The organism is Pseudomonas sp. LBUM1669 (genome assembly GCF_059695705.1).
In genome coordinates this window covers 1,509,320-1,527,804 of sequence record NZ_CP166784.1, presented here as the reverse complement: position 1 = coordinate 1,527,804, position 18,485 = coordinate 1,509,320, and the positions used below count along the sequence as shown (strand labels likewise).

15 protein-coding genes are annotated in these 18,485 nt (G+C 59.1%); 9 read left to right on the top strand and 6 right to left on the bottom strand.

What is annotated here, in order from left to right:
- Positions 1–513 precede the first annotated feature (513 nt).
- From ccoM to ACA051_RS06970, 3 genes are all read right to left on the bottom strand, one after another.
- On the bottom strand, positions 514–627 hold the full coding sequence (gene ccoM, locus ACA051_RS06980; RefSeq protein ID WP_010462558.1) for a cytochrome c oxidase subunit CcoM: 114 nt from the start codon (positions 625–627) through the stop codon (positions 514–516).
- Between the two features lie 144 nt (positions 628–771).
- Positions 772–933 carry a hypothetical protein gene (locus ACA051_RS06975; protein ID WP_007935839.1) on the bottom strand — a complete coding sequence of 54 codons (162 nt, stop codon included), beginning with the start codon at positions 931–933 and terminating at the stop codon, positions 772–774.
- 72 nt (positions 934–1,005) lie between these two features.
- The gene (locus tag ACA051_RS06970) at positions 1,006–1,347 is read right to left on the bottom strand and encodes an aspartate-semialdehyde dehydrogenase (protein WP_403098763.1); all 342 of its coding nucleotides are present in this window, start codon (positions 1,345–1,347) and stop codon (positions 1,006–1,008) included.
- A 219-nt stretch (positions 1,348–1,566) separates the two neighbouring features.
- Here ACA051_RS06970 and rapA point away from each other — a divergent pair, with 219 nt between their 5' ends.
- Positions 1,567–4,413 carry an RNA polymerase-associated protein RapA gene (gene rapA / locus ACA051_RS06965; RefSeq protein WP_497308782.1) on the top strand — a complete coding sequence of 949 codons (2,847 nt, stop codon included), beginning with the start codon at positions 1,567–1,569 and terminating at the stop codon, positions 4,411–4,413.
- 162 nt (positions 4,414–4,575) lie between these two features.
- On the opposite strand, the gene ACA051_RS06960 is transcribed toward rapA, so the two are convergent.
- Positions 4,576–5,925 carry a spinster family MFS transporter gene (locus tag ACA051_RS06960; protein WP_497374089.1) on the bottom strand — a complete coding sequence of 450 codons (1,350 nt, stop codon included), beginning with the start codon at positions 5,923–5,925 and terminating at the stop codon, positions 4,576–4,578.
- A 384-nt stretch (positions 5,926–6,309) separates the two neighbouring features.
- Here ACA051_RS06960 and ACA051_RS06955 point away from each other — a divergent pair, with 384 nt between their 5' ends.
- Together ACA051_RS06955 and ACA051_RS06950 are read left to right on the top strand one after the other, a co-directional pair.
- Positions 6,310–6,675, top strand: a complete 366-nt coding sequence (locus ACA051_RS06955) for a YkgJ family cysteine cluster protein (protein WP_497308778.1) — start codon at positions 6,310–6,312, stop codon at positions 6,673–6,675.
- A gap of 132 nt (positions 6,676–6,807) precedes the next feature.
- A complete protein-coding gene (locus ACA051_RS06950; RefSeq protein ID WP_497374087.1) occupies positions 6,808–9,090 on the top strand; it encodes a putative bifunctional diguanylate cyclase/phosphodiesterase in 2,283 nt (760 codons plus the stop codon).
- Here the strand turns inward: ACA051_RS06950 and ACA051_RS06945 are convergent.
- Positions 8,981–9,877, bottom strand: a complete 897-nt coding sequence (locus ACA051_RS06945; protein WP_497374085.1) for an NAD(P)-dependent oxidoreductase — start codon at positions 9,875–9,877, stop codon at positions 8,981–8,983. The genes ACA051_RS06950 and ACA051_RS06945 overlap by 110 nt on opposite strands.
- Before the next feature lie 197 nt (positions 9,878–10,074).
- Between ACA051_RS06945 and ACA051_RS06940 the strand changes: the two genes are divergently transcribed.
- Complete coding sequence (locus tag ACA051_RS06940) at positions 10,075–12,270, top strand: hypothetical protein (protein WP_497374083.1); 2,196 nt, start codon at positions 10,075–10,077, stop codon at positions 12,268–12,270.
- Positions 12,271–12,566: 296 nt separating this feature from the next.
- Here ACA051_RS06940 and ACA051_RS06935 read toward each other — a convergent pair whose 3' ends face one another.
- The gene (locus tag ACA051_RS06935; protein WP_403098749.1) at positions 12,567–12,872 is read right to left on the bottom strand and encodes a DUF2288 domain-containing protein; all 306 of its coding nucleotides are present in this window, start codon (positions 12,870–12,872) and stop codon (positions 12,567–12,569) included.
- Positions 12,873–13,222: 350 nt separating this feature from the next.
- Here ACA051_RS06935 and ACA051_RS06930 point away from each other — a divergent pair, with 350 nt between their 5' ends.
- The 5 genes from ACA051_RS06930 (at position 13,223) to ACA051_RS06910 (ending at position 18,225) form a co-directional block, all read left to right on the top strand.
- Positions 13,223–14,350: a branched-chain amino acid ABC transporter substrate-binding protein gene (locus ACA051_RS06930; RefSeq protein ID WP_497308769.1), complete on the top strand. Its 1,128-nt coding sequence runs from the start codon at positions 13,223–13,225 to the stop codon at positions 14,348–14,350.
- A gap of 232 nt (positions 14,351–14,582) precedes the next feature.
- Complete coding sequence (livH, locus tag ACA051_RS06925) at positions 14,583–15,506, top strand: high-affinity branched-chain amino acid ABC transporter permease LivH (RefSeq protein WP_219096865.1); 924 nt, start codon at positions 14,583–14,585, stop codon at positions 15,504–15,506.
- Positions 15,503–16,759 (top strand): high-affinity branched-chain amino acid ABC transporter permease LivM, encoded by a 1,257-nt coding sequence (locus tag ACA051_RS06920; RefSeq protein ID WP_497308767.1) that lies wholly within the window; start codon positions 15,503–15,505, stop codon positions 16,757–16,759. The genes livH and ACA051_RS06920 overlap by 4 nt, the downstream gene beginning before the upstream one ends.
- Complete coding sequence (gene livG / locus ACA051_RS06915) at positions 16,756–17,523, top strand: high-affinity branched-chain amino acid ABC transporter ATP-binding protein LivG (RefSeq protein WP_497308765.1); 768 nt, start codon at positions 16,756–16,758, stop codon at positions 17,521–17,523. Before ACA051_RS06920 ends, livG begins: the two co-directional genes overlap by 4 nt.
- Positions 17,524–18,225, top strand: a complete 702-nt coding sequence (locus tag ACA051_RS06910) for an ABC transporter ATP-binding protein (RefSeq protein WP_083374874.1) — start codon at positions 17,524–17,526, stop codon at positions 18,223–18,225.
- Positions 18,226–18,485 lie beyond the last annotated feature (260 nt).

The following is an 18,485-nucleotide window of genomic DNA, read 5'->3' as shown; positions in this document are numbered from 1 at the left end:
GGCGTGTGCCGTTCGCTTCTCACCACTCAACAGGCCGAGCGTTAGCTCGCCTGCAGCTCTTGATCTTGATCTGCCCGCCCTTTCGGGAGGCTGAGTGGAGGCATTCATCTGGGGGGTGGGCGCGTAGCGCCGTGCGGCGAAGCCGCACACATCGAGAGGAGGTCGAAGCGAAGCCGACCGGAGGCGATGCCCCCAGATGAATGCCGGAGCGAAGGAACGCCGAGCCCAGGCGAGGGGCCGGACGTTCGGGGCGAGCCTTTTTTTGCTTACTTTTTTTTGGCGTTTCCGGTTTGAAAAAAAGTGAGTCGCCGTAAGGGCGAAACCATAAGCGGCCGTTACCGCGGGAATGGATATGTACACCTGAGAAAGATAGGTCGGCTATCAGGCCAACCTATATCGCGAGCAAGCCCACTCCCACAGGGTTCCTTATCGTCAGTTAGATTCTCGCAAGCAAAAAAAAGGGCAACCGAAGTTGCCCAAAATGCCTTGCGTGCTCATTACATCCAGAAAGATCTACGGTTTACGCTTATGCGAATCCTTCCAGATAAAAAATCCGAACCCTGCGAAAAACAGAACCATGAGGCCGACTGTCAGCACCCCGGCGATCACCACGTTGTCGAAAAACATGACGGCTCTCCTGCACTTGCCCTGTTGCGATAGGGCTAAGTTAACCAATCAGGCAGAAGAGAAAATTGACCGGGATCAATGTCGCCCAAGACAGGGCGTAAAGGAGGGGAAATAACTGACCTGCATCAACCGATGCAGGGTGTTTCAACGCTTTTTCGGTTTGTTCTTCGGCTTTTTCTTGGCTTTACCCAACGGCATCGCCTGCTCAAACGCCTGCCGCACTTCATTCAGACGCTTTTCATTAAGGTCATGAACCCGCTTGGCGCGTTCGGAATTGAGATCAATCAGCTTGTCGTCTTGGCTCATGGTGCTCAGTACATCGTATGGCAGGGTTGTCACAATAATGCGGTCTCACGGCAGCGCTGACCAGCCACAACCTCAAATCTGGATATCGACCCACAACCCCTGGCGCGGCTGATCTTCCATCAACGGCGCCACCGGCACGGTATTGTCGGCATTGAGCTCGACACCCGGTACCGCGAGATGCTCCTCCGGGTCCTCATCGGCTTCACGACGCCGCCGTTCCCGCTCCTGCTTGCGCCGCTGTTCTTCGCGCAGCTGAAAAGCCGCTTCCTCGGGGTCGCGTTGTTGCAAGTCGATGGTGCTTTCGTTGGAGCTTTCCTGCACCGGCACGACAGGCGGAATATCCGGGCGCTGACGGATCGGGTCCTGCTGTGACGTGATCGGCACGGCACTCAAGGGGAGCATCGGTGGCAGCATAATTATTTAGTCTCCTGTCAGCATGCTGTCGGCTGCGGGGATGGCGACTTGAGCCATCGGTCGCAAACTGTGACCGGTTTGGCACCGATTGGTGCCCCGACCTGCAAGCATCGCGTCGCTGGGCTAACGTAAGAGTGCGAGTTTTTATGAGAGTCCTTTGGCCCTGAAGCCCTCATTCCGTTAAGATAGCCCGCTTTTTCAAGGTGGGAGTCAGGCAGCATGGCGCAGCAGTATCAACCGGGGCAACGCTGGATCAGTGACAGCGAAGCCGAGCTGGGTTTAGGCACCGTTCTGGCACAGGACGGCCGCTTGTTGACCGTGCTCTATCCGGCCACTGGCGAGACTCGCCAGTACGCGCTACGGAATGCGCCCCTCACCCGCGTGCGATTTTCGCCGGGCGACTCCATCACTCACTTCGAAGGCTGGAAACTGACCGTCCAGGAAGTCGACGACGTCGATGGCCTGCTGGTTTACCACGGCCTCAACGCGCAGAACGAAGTGGTCACCCTGCCGGAAACCCAACTGTCGAACTTCATTCAGTTCCGGTTGGCCAGCGACCGTTTGTTCGCCGGGCAGATCGACCCGCTGGCCTGGTTCTCCCTGCGCTACAACACCCTGGAACACACCAGCCGCCAGTTGCAGTCCGCGCTTTGGGGCCTCGGTGGCGTGCGTGCGCAACCGATCGCGCACCAATTGCACATCGCCCGTGAAGTCGCCGACCGCATTGCGCCGCGGGTTCTGCTGGCCGACGAAGTGGGCCTGGGCAAAACCATTGAAGCCGGCCTGGTGATCCATCGCCAACTGCTCTCGGGCCGCGCCAACCGCGTGCTGATCCTGGTGCCGGAGAACCTGCAGCACCAGTGGCTGGTCGAGATGCGCCGCCGCTTCAACCTGCAAGTCGCGCTGTTCGACGAAGAACGCTTCATCGAAAGCGATGCCGCCAACCCGTTCGAAGACACCCAGCTCGCGCTGGTTGCACTCGAGTGGCTGGTGGAAGACGAGAAGGCCCAGGACGCGCTGTTCGCCGCCGGTTGGGACCTGATGGTCGTCGACGAAGCGCACCACCTGGTGTGGCACGAAGACAAGGCCAGCCCTGAATACACGCTGGTCGAGCAACTGGCCGAAGTCATTCCCGGCGTTTTGCTGCTGACTGCGACCCCGGAACAACTCGGTCAGGACAGCCACTTTGCGCGTCTGCGCCTGCTCGACCCGAACCGTTTCCATGACCTGCACGCCTTCCGCGCCGAGAGCGAAAACTATCGCCCGGTGGCCGAAGCCGTCCAGGAGTTGCTGGACAAGGGGCGTCTGTCGCCTGAAGCGCACAAGACCATTCACGGTTTCCTCGGCAACGAAGGCGAAGCGCTGCTGGCCGCCGTCAACGATGGCGACATCGAGGCCAGCGCCCGTCTGGTCCGCGAACTGCTCGACCGCCACGGCACCGGCCGCGTGCTGTTCCGTAACACCCGCGCCGCCGTGCAGGGTTTCCCGGAGCGTAAACTGCATCCGTACCCGCTGCCGTGCCCGGACGAATACCTCGAACTGCCGCTGGGCGATCACGCCGAGCTGTACCCGGAAGTCAGCTTCCAGGCCCAGCCGGACGCCAATGAAGAAGAACGCTGGTGGAAATTCGACCCGCGCGTCGAGTGGCTGATCGATCAACTGAAGATGCTCAAGCGCACCAAAGTGCTGGTGATCTGCGCCCACGCCGAAACCGCCATGGACCTGGAAGACGCCCTGCGCGTGCGCTCCGGTATCCCGGCCACGGTGTTCCATGAAGGCATGAACATTCTTGAGCGTGACCGTGCCGCTGCCTATTTCGCCGATGAAGAGTTTGGCGCGCAAGTGCTGATCTGCTCGGAAATCGGCAGTGAAGGTCGTAACTTCCAGTTCTCGCACCACCTGGTGCTGTTCGATCTGCCGTCGCACCCGGACCTGCTGGAGCAGCGTATCGGTCGTCTGGACCGGATCGGCCAGAAGCACATCATCGAGCTGCACGTGCCGTACCTGGAAACCAGTCCGCAAGAACGGCTATTCCAGTGGTACCACGAGGCGCTGAACGCGTTCCTTAACACCTGCCCGACCGGCAACGCCTTGCAGCATCAGTTCGGCCCGCGCCTGCTGCCGCTGCTGGAAAATGCCGACGATGGCGAGTGGCAAGCGCTGATCGACGAAGCCCGTGCCGAGCGTGACCGTCTGGAAGCCGAGCTGCACACCGGCCGTGACCGCTTGCTGGAACTCAACTCCGGCGGCGCGGGCGAAGGTGATGCGCTGGTCGAGGACATTCTCGAACAAGACGATCAGTTCGCCCTGCCGATCTACATGGAAACCCTGTTCGACGCCTTCGGTATCGACAGCGAAGACCATTCGGAAAACGCCCTGATCCTCAAGCCGAGCGAAAAAATGCTCGACGCCAGCTTCCCGCTGGGCGACGAAGAAGGCGTGACTATCACTTACGACCGCAACCAGGCGCTGTCTCGCGAAGACATGCAGTTCATCACCTGGGAGCACCCGATGGTGCAGGGCGGCATGGATTTGGTGCTGTCCGGCTCGATGGGCAACACCGCCGTGGCATTGATCAAGAACAAGGCGCTGAAACCGGGCACCGTGTTGCTGGAACTGCTCTACGTCAGCGAAGTGGTTGCGCCGCGCTCGCTGCAACTGGGCCGTTACCTGCCGCCGGCCGCCCTGCGCTGCCTGCTCGATGCCAATGGCAACGACCTGTCGGGCCGAGTGTCGTTCGAAACCCTGAACGACCAGCTGGAAAGCGTGCCACGCGCCAGCGCCAACAAGTTCATCCAGGCCCAGCGCGATCAGCTGACGCCACGGATCAACGCCGGCGAAGAGAAAATCTTCCCGCGTCACGCCGAGCGGGTTGCCGAAGCGCAACGTCGTCTGGCGGCCGATACGGACGAAGAACTGGCGCGCCTGACCGCACTGCAAGCGGTCAACCCAACCGTGCGCGACAGTGAACTGGTTGCCCTGCGCAAACAGCGCGAGCAAGGTTTGGCGATGCTGGATAAAGCCGCGTTGCGACTGGAAGCGATTCGGGTGTTGGTGGCGGGTTAAACCGCCCTGCTCCACCGCTGAAACAAGAAGGCCCGCAGTGATGCGGGCCTTTTTTATTGCCAGTTATCTATCCGGTGATGCTGATGACCCCTTCGCGAGCAAGCCCGCTCCCACATTGGAATGCATTTCAAAATGTGGGAGCGGGCTTGCTCGCGAAGGCGTTTATGCAGTCGCCGCTGCAACCTCAGGCTCAACCACCCCGACCAACCCTTCCTTCATCCGCTTCGCATCCCGAACAAAACACCGCGACGCCAAAAACAGAAACACCATGGTGAAAAACAGCGCCACCGGAATCAGGTACATCGCGTCATGCAATCCGACCGCCTTGAACGCCTCGGTCATCTGCTCGGCGCCTGCCGCAGCCATCGCCGTATGCGCGAAGTGGTCGGACAAACCGCCCACCACTACCGGCCCCAAACCACCGCCCAGCAAGTACAAGCCGGCGAAGAACAGCGCCATCGCCGTGGCCCGCAAGCGCGGTTCGACCACATCCTGAATCGCCGTGTAAACGCAGGTATAGAAGTTGTAAGCGAACAGCCAACCCACACTGAACACCGCCACGAACACCCCAATCTCGATCCGCCCGGCATGCAGCGCCCACGCCGTGCACACAGTCGAGACGATCAGGCTGAACGCCGCAAACAGCAGTCGCCCACTGGCCACTCGCTGGTGAATCTTGTCGGCGACCCAGCCGCCGAGCGTCAACCCGAACAAACCGGTCACGCCGACGATCACCCCGGTCGCCACCGCCGCTTCCTGCAACGGCATCAGGAAGTAACGCTGCAGCATAGGCACCAGAAACGAGTTGCAGGCATAAGTAGCAAAGTTGAAGCACAACCCGGCCATGACCAGCCAAAGAAAGGTCGGCACCGCCAGAATTCGCCGGATCGGCTTGTCGACTTTCTCTTGCGAGACCTGCACGGTTTCCGCCGCGCCGCGCTTCGGCTCTTTAATGAAGAACATGAAGATCGCCAAAATCAGCCCCGGCACCGCTGCGATGAAGAACGGCGCACGCCAGCTGTCGAATGCTTTGACCATTGCGCCAATGGTGAAGAACGCCAGCAGCAGGCCCAGTGGCAGGCCGAGCATGAAAATGCCCATGGCCCGCGCGCGACGGTGAGCCGGGAACAGGTCGCCGATCAGCGAGTTGGCAGCCGGTGCGTAACTGGCTTCGCCGATGCCGACGCCCATGCGCACGATCAGGAACGCCCAGAAATTGCCCACCAGCCCATTGACCGCCGTCAGGCCACTCCACGCCGCCAGGCCCCAGCCCATCAGTTTGCTGCGCGAACCGGTATCAGCCATGCGCCCCAGCGGCAGGCCGGCAATGGCGTAAACGATGGTGAATGCAGTACCGATGATCCCCAACTGAAAGTCGCTGAGGTGCCATTCCATGCGGATCGGTTCGATGATGATGGCCGGGATGGTGCGATCGAAGAAGTTGAACAGGTTGGCCAGGAACAGCAGGAACAGAATGCGCCAGGCATTCGCCGCTTGGGTCGAGTTCTGCATGGGGTCCGTCTCTTTTATTGTTATTGGGGCCTCGCTGTCCCCGGAACCTCCAATCTAGTCAGGCCCGCTGGAGCTGTCTGTAATTATTCGTAATGCTGATACCAGCCCATGGCGCAACACCCTACCTGTGGGAGCTAGCCTGCTAGCGATAGCTTTTTATCAGTCACCAGATTCTTTGAATGTCAGACCGCAATCGTCGGAACACCGCCCGGAGCAGGCTAACTCCGACAAGGGATTTGTGGTGTGACTAAGGTCGGTGTTTTCACCGCCGCTGGTCGCCTTGAAAAATACCTTTGCGCCCCCCTTCCCAAGTCCACGGCGAAGCCTAGAATAGCGGCCTTGTCCACCCCACCGTGTCCCCCATCCCTCCTTTGATTATCGCCCATGTCCGAAGCCAGTCCGTGTCTGAACTGCGGTGCCTGCTGTTCTCATTTTCGCGTGTCTTTTTTCTGGGGTGAATGCACCTCGGCCGGGGGAACGGTGCCTGACGAGCTTGTCGCACCCATCAGCCCCAGCCGGGTGGCCATGCTGGGCACGGACTGCAAACCCACTCGCTGCGTCGGGCTGGTCGGCGAGGTCGGCAACACCGTGCAGTGCTCGATTTACGATCAGCGCTCCAGTACCTGCCGGGAGTTCGACGCCTCTTGGGCCAATGGCGAGGCAAATGTGGATTGCGACGCGGCGCGGGCAGCCTTTGGGCTGCCGGCTCTGCAACCGGAGTTCGAACTCCCTTATGAGCAAATTGCCTAAAACCTGGGCCCACTAATTTCAAAATCATCGAGAGCAATATGCCACCACGGCTTGCACTCTTTGTATGACTTCTATACTCCACCACATTCGCCAGGGTTCATGGTGTCGGCAGGGACAAATACGAGGCGTCCGATGGATTGGCCTGCTTTATATTTCACGACTCAACTGCCTGAGACCGGCCAGGTCATCCTCAATTGCTCCCATAACCCCTTTCTGGTGTTGCTGGCTTATGTGGTCGCCTGTGCGACCGGCTTCGCCACACTGGACATCACCGAACGGGTCGGCCATGCCGAAAAATCCACGTCCCAACGACTCTGGCGCTGGATCGGCGCCGGGTGCCTGGCGGGCGGTATCTGGGCCATGCACTTTGTCAGCATGCTGGCCTTCCAGGTCCCGATCGAAATCCATTACCAGTTACCCATCACCCTGATCTCGTTGTTGTTTGCACTGACGGCCTCGTGGCTGGCGATGCATACCCTCAGCCATCCTCATCTGACTTTCTGGCAAACCCTGCGGGCCGCGGTATGGATCGGCCTGGGTATCGCGACCATGCACTACGTGGGCATGGCCGCCATGCGCTCGAATGCGACGGCTTATTACAACCCCGCCCTGTTCGCCCTCTCTATCGTGATCGCGATTGGCGCCAGCCTGGCGGCCCTGTTGATTTCCCGTCATCTGCGCGAAGGCAGCGGCGTGGTTCATCAACTGCTCAAATACACCGCTAGCCTGGTGCTCGGAGCCGGCATCGTCAGCATGCATTTCACCGGCATGGCGGCGCTCAACCTGGTGCTTCCCATCGATAGTCCCCAGCCGCTGCCCAGCGACAACAACCACCTGCAACTGGGGCTGACGGTGGCGGTGATGACCTTGCTGATCATCGGCAGCAGCATCAGCGCGGCATTGGCCGACAAGAAGCTGCAACACAAGGATTCGGACCTCAAGCGGGTCAACACCCTGCTCAGTCAACTGGATCAGGCGCGCTTGTCGCTGCAACAGGTGGCGCACTACGACGCGCTGACCAACCTGATCAACCGCCGTGGCTTCAACCAGATTTTCGCCGAAAAACTGCTCGAAAAGTCCAATGAAGGCGGCATGCTGGCGGTGATGTTCCTCGACATCGATCACTTCAAACGCATCAACGACAGCCTCGGCCATGACGCCGGCGATGAATTGCTCAAGGTCCTGGCCAGCCACATCAAGGGCACGGTGCGCAGCCACGACGATGTGGTGGCGCGCTTCGGTGGAGACGAGTTCTGCATCCTCATCGGCCTGCATGACCTTGAAGAAGCCCGGAACATGGCCCAGCGCATCATGCTGAAAATGAAAGACCCGATCGAGCTGGCCGGGCGCAGCATGGTCATGACCACCAGCATCGGCATCAGCGTTTTTCCGCAAGATGGTACGACCTGCGAGGAGTTGCTGAAAAACGCCGACCTGGCGCTGTACCAGTCCAAGGGCAGCGGGCGCAACGGGCTGCATTTTTTCAGTCCACACATGAGGGCCCGCGCCACACTGGAACTGCAAGTCGAAGAAGAATTGCGCGACGCCCTGCGTAAAGACGACGGGTTGATACTGTATTACCAACCGATCTATGACCTGAAAACCGGCCTGGTCACCAAACTCGAAGCGTTGATTCGCTGGCAACACCCGGTTCACGGGCTGCTGACACCGGATCGATTCATTGCGATTGCCGAGGCTAACGGCCTGATCGCCGAACTGGACAACTGGGTCTTGCGCAAGGCCTGCGAAGACCTTGGCGAACTGTCCCGCCAGGGGTGCGAAGACCTCAAGATCGCCGTGAACTGCTCGACCCTGAACCTTGCGCGCGAAGAGTTGGCCGATGAAATCGAGCACGCCCTGCGCGTCACCGGGGTGGCGCCACAACGGCTGGAAGTGGAAGTGACTGAAAACGCCTTGATGGGCAACCTTGCCAAGACCCTGGTGCTGTTGCGGCAGATCCGCGCCCTCGGAGTCTCGTTGTCGATCGACGACTTCGGCACCGGCTATTCATCCCTGGCCTACCTCCGGCGCCTGCCCCTGAACACTCTGAAAATCGACCGCTCTTTCATCCAGGACATTCCCAAGGCCACCCAGGACATGGAAATCGTCCAGGCCATAATCATGATGGCCCACACCCTGCATCTGCAGGTGGTCACCGAAGGCGTCGAAACCATCGAGCAATATGACTTCCTCAAACGCCAGGGTTGCGACTTTGTTCAAGGCTATCTGCTCAGCCGTCCAGTGCCTCTGACCGAATTGCCTGGGGTGCTGAACGAAATCAACCAGCGCAAACACCTGCGCATCGTCAGTCCCTTGAATCTGGCTTACGGTACATCCGCACTAACGTCGACGGATCCTTTTCCAAAAAGCCCTGCCCCCCATGCAGGCGCATCAGTTGTGCGGCCAATCCACTGATCGGCGTGGCCGAACCCTGTTCGCGGGAGAATTTCACCGCGGTGTCTAGGTCTTTAAGCAGCGTGCGCACGTGCCACTTCACTGGTTCGAAGCGACTCTCGGCCATTTGCGGGGCGAGGATCTGCAGCGGTTTTGAATCGGCGAACCCTCCCGCCAGCGCCTCGGCGATCAGGCTGGCGTCGACTCCGGAGCGCTCGGCCAGTGCCACCACTTCAGCAATCACCAGCGCATTGCAGGCAACAATCATCTGATTGCAGGCCTTGGTCACCTGCCCGGCGCCGACACCGCCCATGTGAGTCACCCGTTGACCGAGGTTCAGCAGCACCGGCCTGACTCGCTCAAGGTCTGGTGCTTCGCCGCCGACCATAATCGCCAGGCTGCCGGCCTCGGCGCCGACGACCCCACCGGACACCGGCGCGTCCAGCCAGCGCATGCCGCATTGGCTGGCCAGCGTCGATGCCATTTCCCGCGTCGCCGTCGGTTCCAGACTGGAAAAGTCCACCAGCAGCTGACCACTTTTCGCCCCCTCGGCAATCCCTGCCGGGCCGAAAACCACCTCGTGCACCACCGCCGTGTCCGCCAGACACAGCATCAGCACATCGGCGTGCTGAGCCAGTTCAGCCGCCGTTGCCACTTGCCGGGCACCGGCCTCGACCAACGCTGCGCATTTGGCCGGATTGCGATTCCACACCGTCAGCGGATACCCCGCCGCCAACAGACGCAGGCACATGGGCAAGCCCATCAGGCCGATTCCGGCAAAACTCAACGAAGGTAGGGTTGACATCATTTAGCCTCCTTTTGATTAAAGATCGCCGAATATTGGCCGATTCTTCATGACTAAGGAAAGGATTCCCCCGAGCGACGCTCAGGCTTTGTCCCTGACGCTTGGGCAAAATACGCGCTAAAAAAGTCGCGAGTTCCTATTCCGTGAAGGTTCGACGACACCGTGTCGCCGAGCTAACCAGCCCAGGTACATGGCGCCCAATGACTTCTAAAAATAATCCGGCCACTACGGTTTCCGACCTGACACTGAGCCCCGCGGCGAACAGCCCCTCATCGTCGAAGCCATTGATCCCGTCACGTCCGCTGGCCAGTCAGCAATACCTGTATTTCACCGAAACCAACACCGACCGCATCCTCGATAACCTCGATGGCCTGCGCGACATGGTGTTCCCGCGCCCACCGCACCTGGAAGGCGACAACGAACAGCACAGCGATCAGGAATTTCCCTCGGTGTGCCTGATCGGCCTCGGACGTTGCGGTTCCAACATCGCGCTCGACGTCGCGGAACTGGTGTACAACGCGCGCAAGTTCTACCTCAACGAATTCAACAACGAAGATCGCCTGTCGCCGGACAAACGCTACGCCGAAAAGGGCTACAGCCCGGCCCAGTGGATCCGCAACAACCTGCGCCTGGGGCCGAACAAGGCCACCAAACCGGTGTTCCTGGTCGAGCCGCTGGTGATGCTTGGCGACCTGGACAAAGACATCGCCGGTCGCATCCGCTTCTCGCGCAAGGGCGAAAAGAGCGGCTTCCTGCGCGACTACAGCAAAATGAAGATCATGGACTTGTCGGAAGTCCACGCCGGTGGCGCCGGTAACGCGCCAATCCTCGGTCAGTACCTGGCCAAGATCATCCTGAACAAGGACACCCAGCGTTTCTCCAGCCCTGACTGGAAGATGATTCACTCGTACCTGATCGACAGCTGCGGGATCAAGGCCAACCAGTCGCGCCTGTATTTCTCGATCTTCAGTGCCGGCGGCGGTACCGGTTCGGGCATGGCCTCGGAATTCGGCCTGGCCCAGCAGCACTCGTACATGAACAAGACGTTCGACACCAAGCCGATGGATGAACACGACGGCAAGAGCGGTCATTCCTTCGTCTTCGAGCCGATCTTCACCAGCGGCATCTGCGTGCTGCCGAACATTTCCGACCACCGCAGCGAAATGTCCGAGGCGTTGCACATCAACGCCGGTCGCCTGTTGTGCAAATACCTGTCGGAAGAGTGGGACTTCTCCTACAACTTCGCCAACGAAGACAGCAGCGAAGCCAGTGTCATGGGTCGGATCCGCCCATGGAACGCCATGATGCTGATCTCCAACGACATCATGCGGTATGCCGAAGAAAGCGATGACGGCAACATTCAGAACATCGACGTCAACGCGATGGAAAAGCACGCCAACCAATACATCTCGCAGCAGATCTTCAACATTCTGACGGCGCAAGCGGTCACGACTGACTACGACCAGAACTATTTCCGTCGCGCCGGCATCGACATCGGCGAAACCATTCGCCTCGACGCCAATGACTTGTTCATGAGCCTGGCTGGCCCGGTGGCGATCGCCTACGCCGAGTCCGTGGTGCCGGAAACCCCGCCGCCGAGCAGCGACAAGTTCAAGGTATTCGAGAAAGAACCGCAGCGCCTGAACATCGACGACTTGTTCTTCCGCTCCATCGACCTGCCGCACTTCAACAAAGTGACCCAGGCGATCGAAGGCATCAGCCTGTTGCCGATCGAGTCCAAGCGCTATCGGGCTTCGCTGGAGCAGTACAAGAATTCCGGTTACGACGCGGCCGCGTTGCACGACCTGCACTTCTTCAAGAACTGCTCGTCGGTGGTGTCGATTGTCTCGCTGCCGAAAGACTACAAGCTGTCCTACATGGACCTGAACCGGTTGAAGACCCACCTCAACAGCCTGTTCCCAAACACCACGCTCAAGCGTTATGCGCTGGTGATCGGTGCTTCGGCCAACTTGTCGTTGACCACGCTGATCGCCAAGAGCCCGTGCCTGTCGGACGATTTTCTGACGCTGATCGTGGCCTTCATCAAGCGCTGCTTCGCGAAGAACCCGTACCGCTTCGACGACACCCTGGATAACTCGATTCTCGACTTCATCATCAACGAAGACTTCGACGAAGACCTGATCGACGACCTGCTGAACGAGTTCGAGAACCCGGCGAAGATCCTCGACACCAACTGGTACGCGATCAAACCGATGTACGAGAAGAAGTACCGCGAGCTGATCAACGACAAGGACAAGTTCGTGTCGATCAACGACATTCGCCTGTCGCGCGATTGCGTGAAGAAGGCGATCAAGTACCTGCGCGAGATTTACCGTCACCGGATTGGCAAGACCAAGGTTATTTCGCTGAATAACCATACCGGTAGATCTGCTTAGTCAGTGACGGCCTCTTCGCGAGCAAGCTCGCTCCCACAGGGATCGCGTTCCTTCAGAAAGAATGCGAACCACTGTGGGAGCGAGCTTGCTCGCGATGGCGGCATCGGATTCACCACAAAACCCAACATCCAGAAACAATTAAGCAGCCCGAAGGCTGCTCAATAAACTGTTCCCGTTACGTTTACGTCACCCTCGCCAAGACCCTTCTGTGGCCTTTCTCTACGGCAACATGCCATCACGCTACTCACCTACACACTTTGAGTCGCCCGCCAGGCGCACCAACAAAGCGCAGGCAGTCAGCTCGTCGCCCTTTCCTGGATCAGAATCCAAGGCGAAACCACCACAGCCCACAGCTGCGGATCGCGTTCAAAAAGATCCAGCGCCCGCGTTTCAGAGAGCTTGGCGACCTTGTCGGCAGCCAGCCAGGCAGCCACTTTCTCGCCTTCATCCGTTGCAACAGCTTCGGCTGCGGCGATCAAATCCAGGCCGGGGTCGACCCACAATAGGGCACCCTTGGCAAAGAAGGGCTCCAACTCTTTCCACGTAATAGATGCGGTCTCACCAAGCAGCTTGGCATAGAGGGTGCTAGGTTCTTGATTCATGGGCGCTGTCCGGAAAAGAAATCGACGCGAATGATAACGTCGGTGGTCCGGCAGAAAAACCCGGATGCAATTGAGTCACCGAACGAAAAGCGCAGAAAAGCCAAGGAATGCTGATGAATCAAGCAATTAGCCAGCTAACATCCCGCCGCTATTCTGTCTTTTTCTTTCAATAAAGCGACACCCTCAGGTTTTGCCCCCCGGCGCCAGCTTCCCAGGCTGACAATTGGCGCTCTACACTGTACCGGTACAGTTGTCGGGGGCATTTTCCGGAGGATATCGAAGATATCTGACCCGGTTCTGCTGCTACGGCGCCAGGACTATAAAAACTACAACAGTAAGAGTGGAGCACTATGACTAAGGCTACTAAGCAGATTTCCAAACTGTTTGCCGCTATGGTTCTGGCCGGGGTTGCCAGCCATTCGTTCGCAGCTGACACCATCAAGATCGGCATCGCCGGCCCTAAGACCGGCCCTGTAGCCCAATACGGCGACATGCAGTTCAGTGGCGCCAAAATGGCCATCGAACAGATCAACGCCAAAGGCGGCGTAGACGGCAAGCAACTGGTCGCCGTTGAATACGATGACGCCTGTGATCCAAAACAAGCGGTAGCGGTCGCGAACAAAGTCGTCAACGACGGCGTCAAGTTCGTGGTCGGTCACCTGTGCTCCAGCTCCACCCAACCGGCTTCGGACATTTACGAAGACGAAGGCGTGATCATGATCACCCCGGCTGCCACCAGCCCGGACATCACCGCTCGTGGTTACAAAATGGTGTTCCGCACCATCGGTCTGGACAGCGCCCAAGGCCCTGCCGCCGGTAACTACATCGCCGACTTCGTAAAACCGAAAATCGTTGCTGTTCTGCACGACAAACAGCAATACGGTGAAGGCATCGCCACCGCCGTGAAGAAAACCCTGGAAGGCAAAAACGTCAAGGTTGCCGTGTTCGAAGGCATCAACGCCGGCGACAAAGACTTCTCTTCGATGATCTCCAAGCTCAAGCAAGCCAACGTCGACTTCGTCTACTACGGCGGCTACCACCCAGAGCTGGGTCTGATCCTGCGTCAAGCCCAGGAAAAAGGCCTGAAAGCCAAGTTCATGGGCCCGGAAGGCGTGGGTAACGACTCCATTTCGCAGATCGCCAAAGACGCTTCCGAAGGCCTGCTGGTAACCCTGCCGAAATCCTTCGACCAGGATCCGGCCAACGTCGCCCTGGCTGACGCGTTCAAAGCGAAGAAAGAAGACCCGAGCGGTCCGTTCGTGTTCCCGGCCTACTCGGCGGTAACCGTGATTGCCGACGGCATCAAGGCTGCCAAGTCCGAAGACACTACCAAAGTGGCTGAAGCCATCCACAAAGGCACCTTCAAGACCCCGACTGGCGACCTGAGCTTCGACGACAAGGGCGACCTGAAAGACTTCAAATTTGTGGTTTACGAGTGGCACTTCGGCAAACCAAAAACTGAAGCCAAGCCTCAGTAAGGCGTTGCCTGACTGACTGCCAATAAAGCCCACGGCGTGCCGTGGGCTTTGTTTTACGAATGTATTGGGCCGCGCTGGCGTGATCCGCCAGTCTCCCCACCTGAAAATCTCAAAACCGTCATCAGCGGTTCGCTGGCAAACCTCGCGTTCGAAGTGGATGCAGATCCACGGGGCTCGAGCGGGAAAATGACTCCACCAGTGAAATGCGTATCAGGTTTTTAGGAGCGCTGTAATGCCTGACATCTATCACTTCTTCCAACAGCTGGTTAATGGTCTGACCATTGGCAGTACGTATGCCCTGATCGCCATCGGCTATACGATGGTTTACGGCATCATTGGAATGATCAACTTCGCCCACGGCGAGGTGTACATGATCGGCTCCTACGTGGCGTTCATCGCCATCGCCGGGCTGACCATGATGGGACTCGACAGTGTTCCGCTGTTGATGACCGCCGCTTTCCTCGCGACCATCGTCGTGACCAGTGCCTACGGTTACAGCATCGAACGGATCGCCTACCGCCCCCTGCGCGGCAGCAACCGTCTGATCCCGCTGATCTCCGCCATCGGCATGTCGATCTTCCTGCAGAACACGGTTCTGCTGGCGCAAGACTCCAAGGACAAATCCATCCCCAACCTGATTCCGGGCAACATTGCTTTCGGGCCAGGTGGCGCACATGAAGTGCTGATTTCCTACATGCAAATCGTGGTGTTCGTGGTGACGTTGCTCGCCATGCTCGGCCTGACGCTGTTCATCTCCCGCTCTCGCCTGGGTCGTGCCTGCCGCGCCTGCGCCGAAGACATCAAGATGGCCAACCTGCTGGGTATCAACACCAACAACATCATCGCCCTGACCTTCGTCATCGGTGCCGCCCTGGCGGCCATCGCGGCCGTGCTGTTGAGCATGCAATACGGCGTGATCAACCCGAACGCCGGTTTCCTCGTCGGCCTCAAGGCCTTCACCGCTGCGGTACTGGGCGGAATCGGCAGCATCCCCGGCGCCATGCTCGGCGGGCTGGTGCTCGGTGTCGCGGAAGCCTTCGGTGCCGATATCTTCGGCGACCAGTACAAGGACGTTGTGGCGTTTGGCTTATTGGTTCTGGTGTTGTTGTTCCGGCCAACCGGCCTGCTGGGCCGTCCGGAGGTTGAAAAAGTATGACTAGGAATCTTAAACAGGCGTTGTTCAGCGCCTTGCTGGTGTGGGCGGTTGCCTACCCGGTACTGGGTCTGAAGCTGACCATCGTCGGCATCAACCTCGAAGTACATGGCACCAGCAACGCAACGCTGATCACCATCGCCGTGTGCTCGGTCCTGATGTTCCTGCGTGTGTTGTTCGATCAACAGATCAGCTCGGCTTGGCGCTCTTCGCCCAACATGCCGCTGATTCCGGCCAAGGCCAGTAACTTCCTGACCCTGCCGACCACCCAGCGCTGGATCATCATTGCGTTGATCGCCGGTGCCATGGTCTGGCCGTTCTTCGGCTCCCGTGGTGCGGTGGACATCGCCACCCTGGTGCTGATCTACGTGATGCTCGGCCTTGGCCTGAACATCGTGGTCGGTCTGGCCGGTCTGCTCGACCTGGGTTACGTCGGCTTCTACGCCGTCGGTGCCTACAGTTATGCGCTGCTGTCGCACTACTACGGTCTGAGCTTCTGGATCTGCCTGCCGATTGCCGGCCTGATGGCGGCCACGTTCGGCTTCCTGCTCGGCTTCCCGGTGCTGCGTCTGCGCGGTGACTACCTGGCAATCGTGACCCTGGGCTTCGGTGAAATCATCCGTCTGTTCCTGCGTAACCTGACCGATCTCACCGGTGGCCCGAACGGCATCAGCAACATCGAGAAACCAACGTTCTTCGGCCTGACCTTCGAACGCAAGGCTGCCGAAGGCATGCAGACGTTCCACGAGTACTTCGGCCTGGAATACAACTCGATCAACAAGGTGATTTTCCTGTACCTGGTTGCCCTGTTGCTGGCCCTCGGCGCGTTGTTCGTGATCAACCGTTTGCTGCGCATGCCGATCGGCCGTGCCTGGGAAGCGTTGCGTGAAGACGAAATCGCTTGCCGTGCGCTGGGTCTCAACCCGACGGTCATCAAGCTGTCAGCCTTCACCCTCGGCGCCAGCTTTGCCGGTTTCGCCGGCAGCTTCTTCGCTGCCCGTCAGGGCCTGGTGACACCGGAGTCGTTCACCTTCATCGAGTCGGCGATCATTCTCGCCATCGTCGTATTGGGTGGCATGGGCTCGCAGCTGGGCGTAATCCTTGCGGCCGTGGTGATGATCCTGTTGCCGGAAATGATGCGTGAGTTCAGTGAGTACCGCATGTTGATGTTCGGCGCCTTGATGGTGCTGATGATGATCTGGCGTCCTCAAGGCCTGCTGCCCATGCAACGTCCTCACATGGAGCTGCGCAAATGAGCCGCGAGATCCTTAAAGTAGAAAACCTGAGCATGCGCTTCGGCGGCTTGCTGGCGGTCAACGGCGTGGCCCTGACCGTAAAAGAAAAACAGGTGGTTGCGTTGATCGGCCCTAACGGCGCTGGCAAAACCACGGTATTCAACTGCCTCACCGGTTTCTACAAGCCGAGTGGCGGCAGCATCCTGCTGGACGGCGAGCCGATCCAAGGCCTGCCGGGCCACAAGATCGCCCTCAAAGGCGTGGTGCGCACCTTCCAGAACGTGCGGTTGTTCAAGGACATGACCGCGGTCGAGAACCTCTTGATCGCGCAGCACCGTCACCTGAACACCAACTTCCTGTCCGGCCTGTTCAAGACCCCGGGGTTCCGCAAAAGCGAACGCGAGGCCATGGAATTCGCCGAGTTCTGGCTGGACAAGGTCAACCTCACCCAGTTCGCCAACCGTCCGGCCGGCACCCTGGCCTACGGTCAGCAACGTCGTCTGGAAATCGCCCGCTGCATGATGACCCGCCCGCGGATCCTCATGCTCGACGAACCGGCCGCCGGCCTGAACCCGAAGGAAACCGAGGACCTCAAGGCGCTGATCAGCATGCTGCGTGAAGAGCACAACGTCACCGTGCTGCTGATCGAACACGACATGAAACTGGTCATGAGCATTTCCGACCACATCGTCGTGATCAACCAGGGCACACCTCTGGCCGACGGCACGCCGGAACAGATCCGCGACAATCCTGAAGTGATCAAAGCCTACCTGGGGGAAGCGTAAATGCTGCAATTCGAAAACGTTTCCACCTTCTACGGCAAGATCCAGGCGCTGCACAGCGTCAACGTCGAAGTCCGCCAGGGCGAGATCGTGACCCTGATCGGCGCCAACGGTGCCGGCAAGTCGACCCTGCTGATGACGCTCTGCGGTTCGCCGCAAGCCCACAGCGGCAGCATCCGCTACATGGGTGAAGAGCTCGTCGGCCAGGACTCGTCGCAGATCATGCGTAAAAGTATCGCGGTCGTGCCGGAAGGTCGTCGGGTGTTCGCCCGCCTGACCGTGGAAGAGAACCTGTCCATGGGCGGATTCTTTACCAACAAGGGCGATTATCAGGAACAGATGGACAAGGTTCTCGGACTTTTCCCACGCCTGAAAGAACGCTTCGCCCAGCGCGGCGGCACCATGTCCGGCGGCGAACAGCAAATGCTCGCCATCGGCCGTGCGCTGATGAGCAAACCCAAACTGCTGCTGCTCGACGAACCATCGTTGGGCCTGGCACCGATCATCATCCAGCAGATCTTCGACATCATCGAACAGCTGCGCAAGGATGGCGTGACCGTGTTTCTGGTAGAGCAGAACGCCAACCAGGCGCTGAAAATTGCCGACCGTGCCTACGTTCTGGAGAACGGCCGGGTGGTGATGACCGGCACTGGGGAAGCACTGCTGACTGATCCGAAAGTGCGCGAGGCGTATCTGGGGGGTTGAGTCTTTGCGCTAAACAAAAAACGGCCTTCGGGCCGTTTTTTTGTGGCTGACATAAGCGGTTATAACGATGAAGATCCCCTGTGGGAGCGGGCTTGCTCGCGAAGGCGGAGTGTCAGTCGACAAAAATGCTGAATGACACACCGCCTTCGCGAGCAAGCCCGCTCCCACAGGGATTGTGGTGTTTTGAGTTTTTTAAAAAAGTTTTGCACTGGGCTGTAACGCATCGCGATGACCTCTCTCTAGAGGGGTAAGCCAGCACA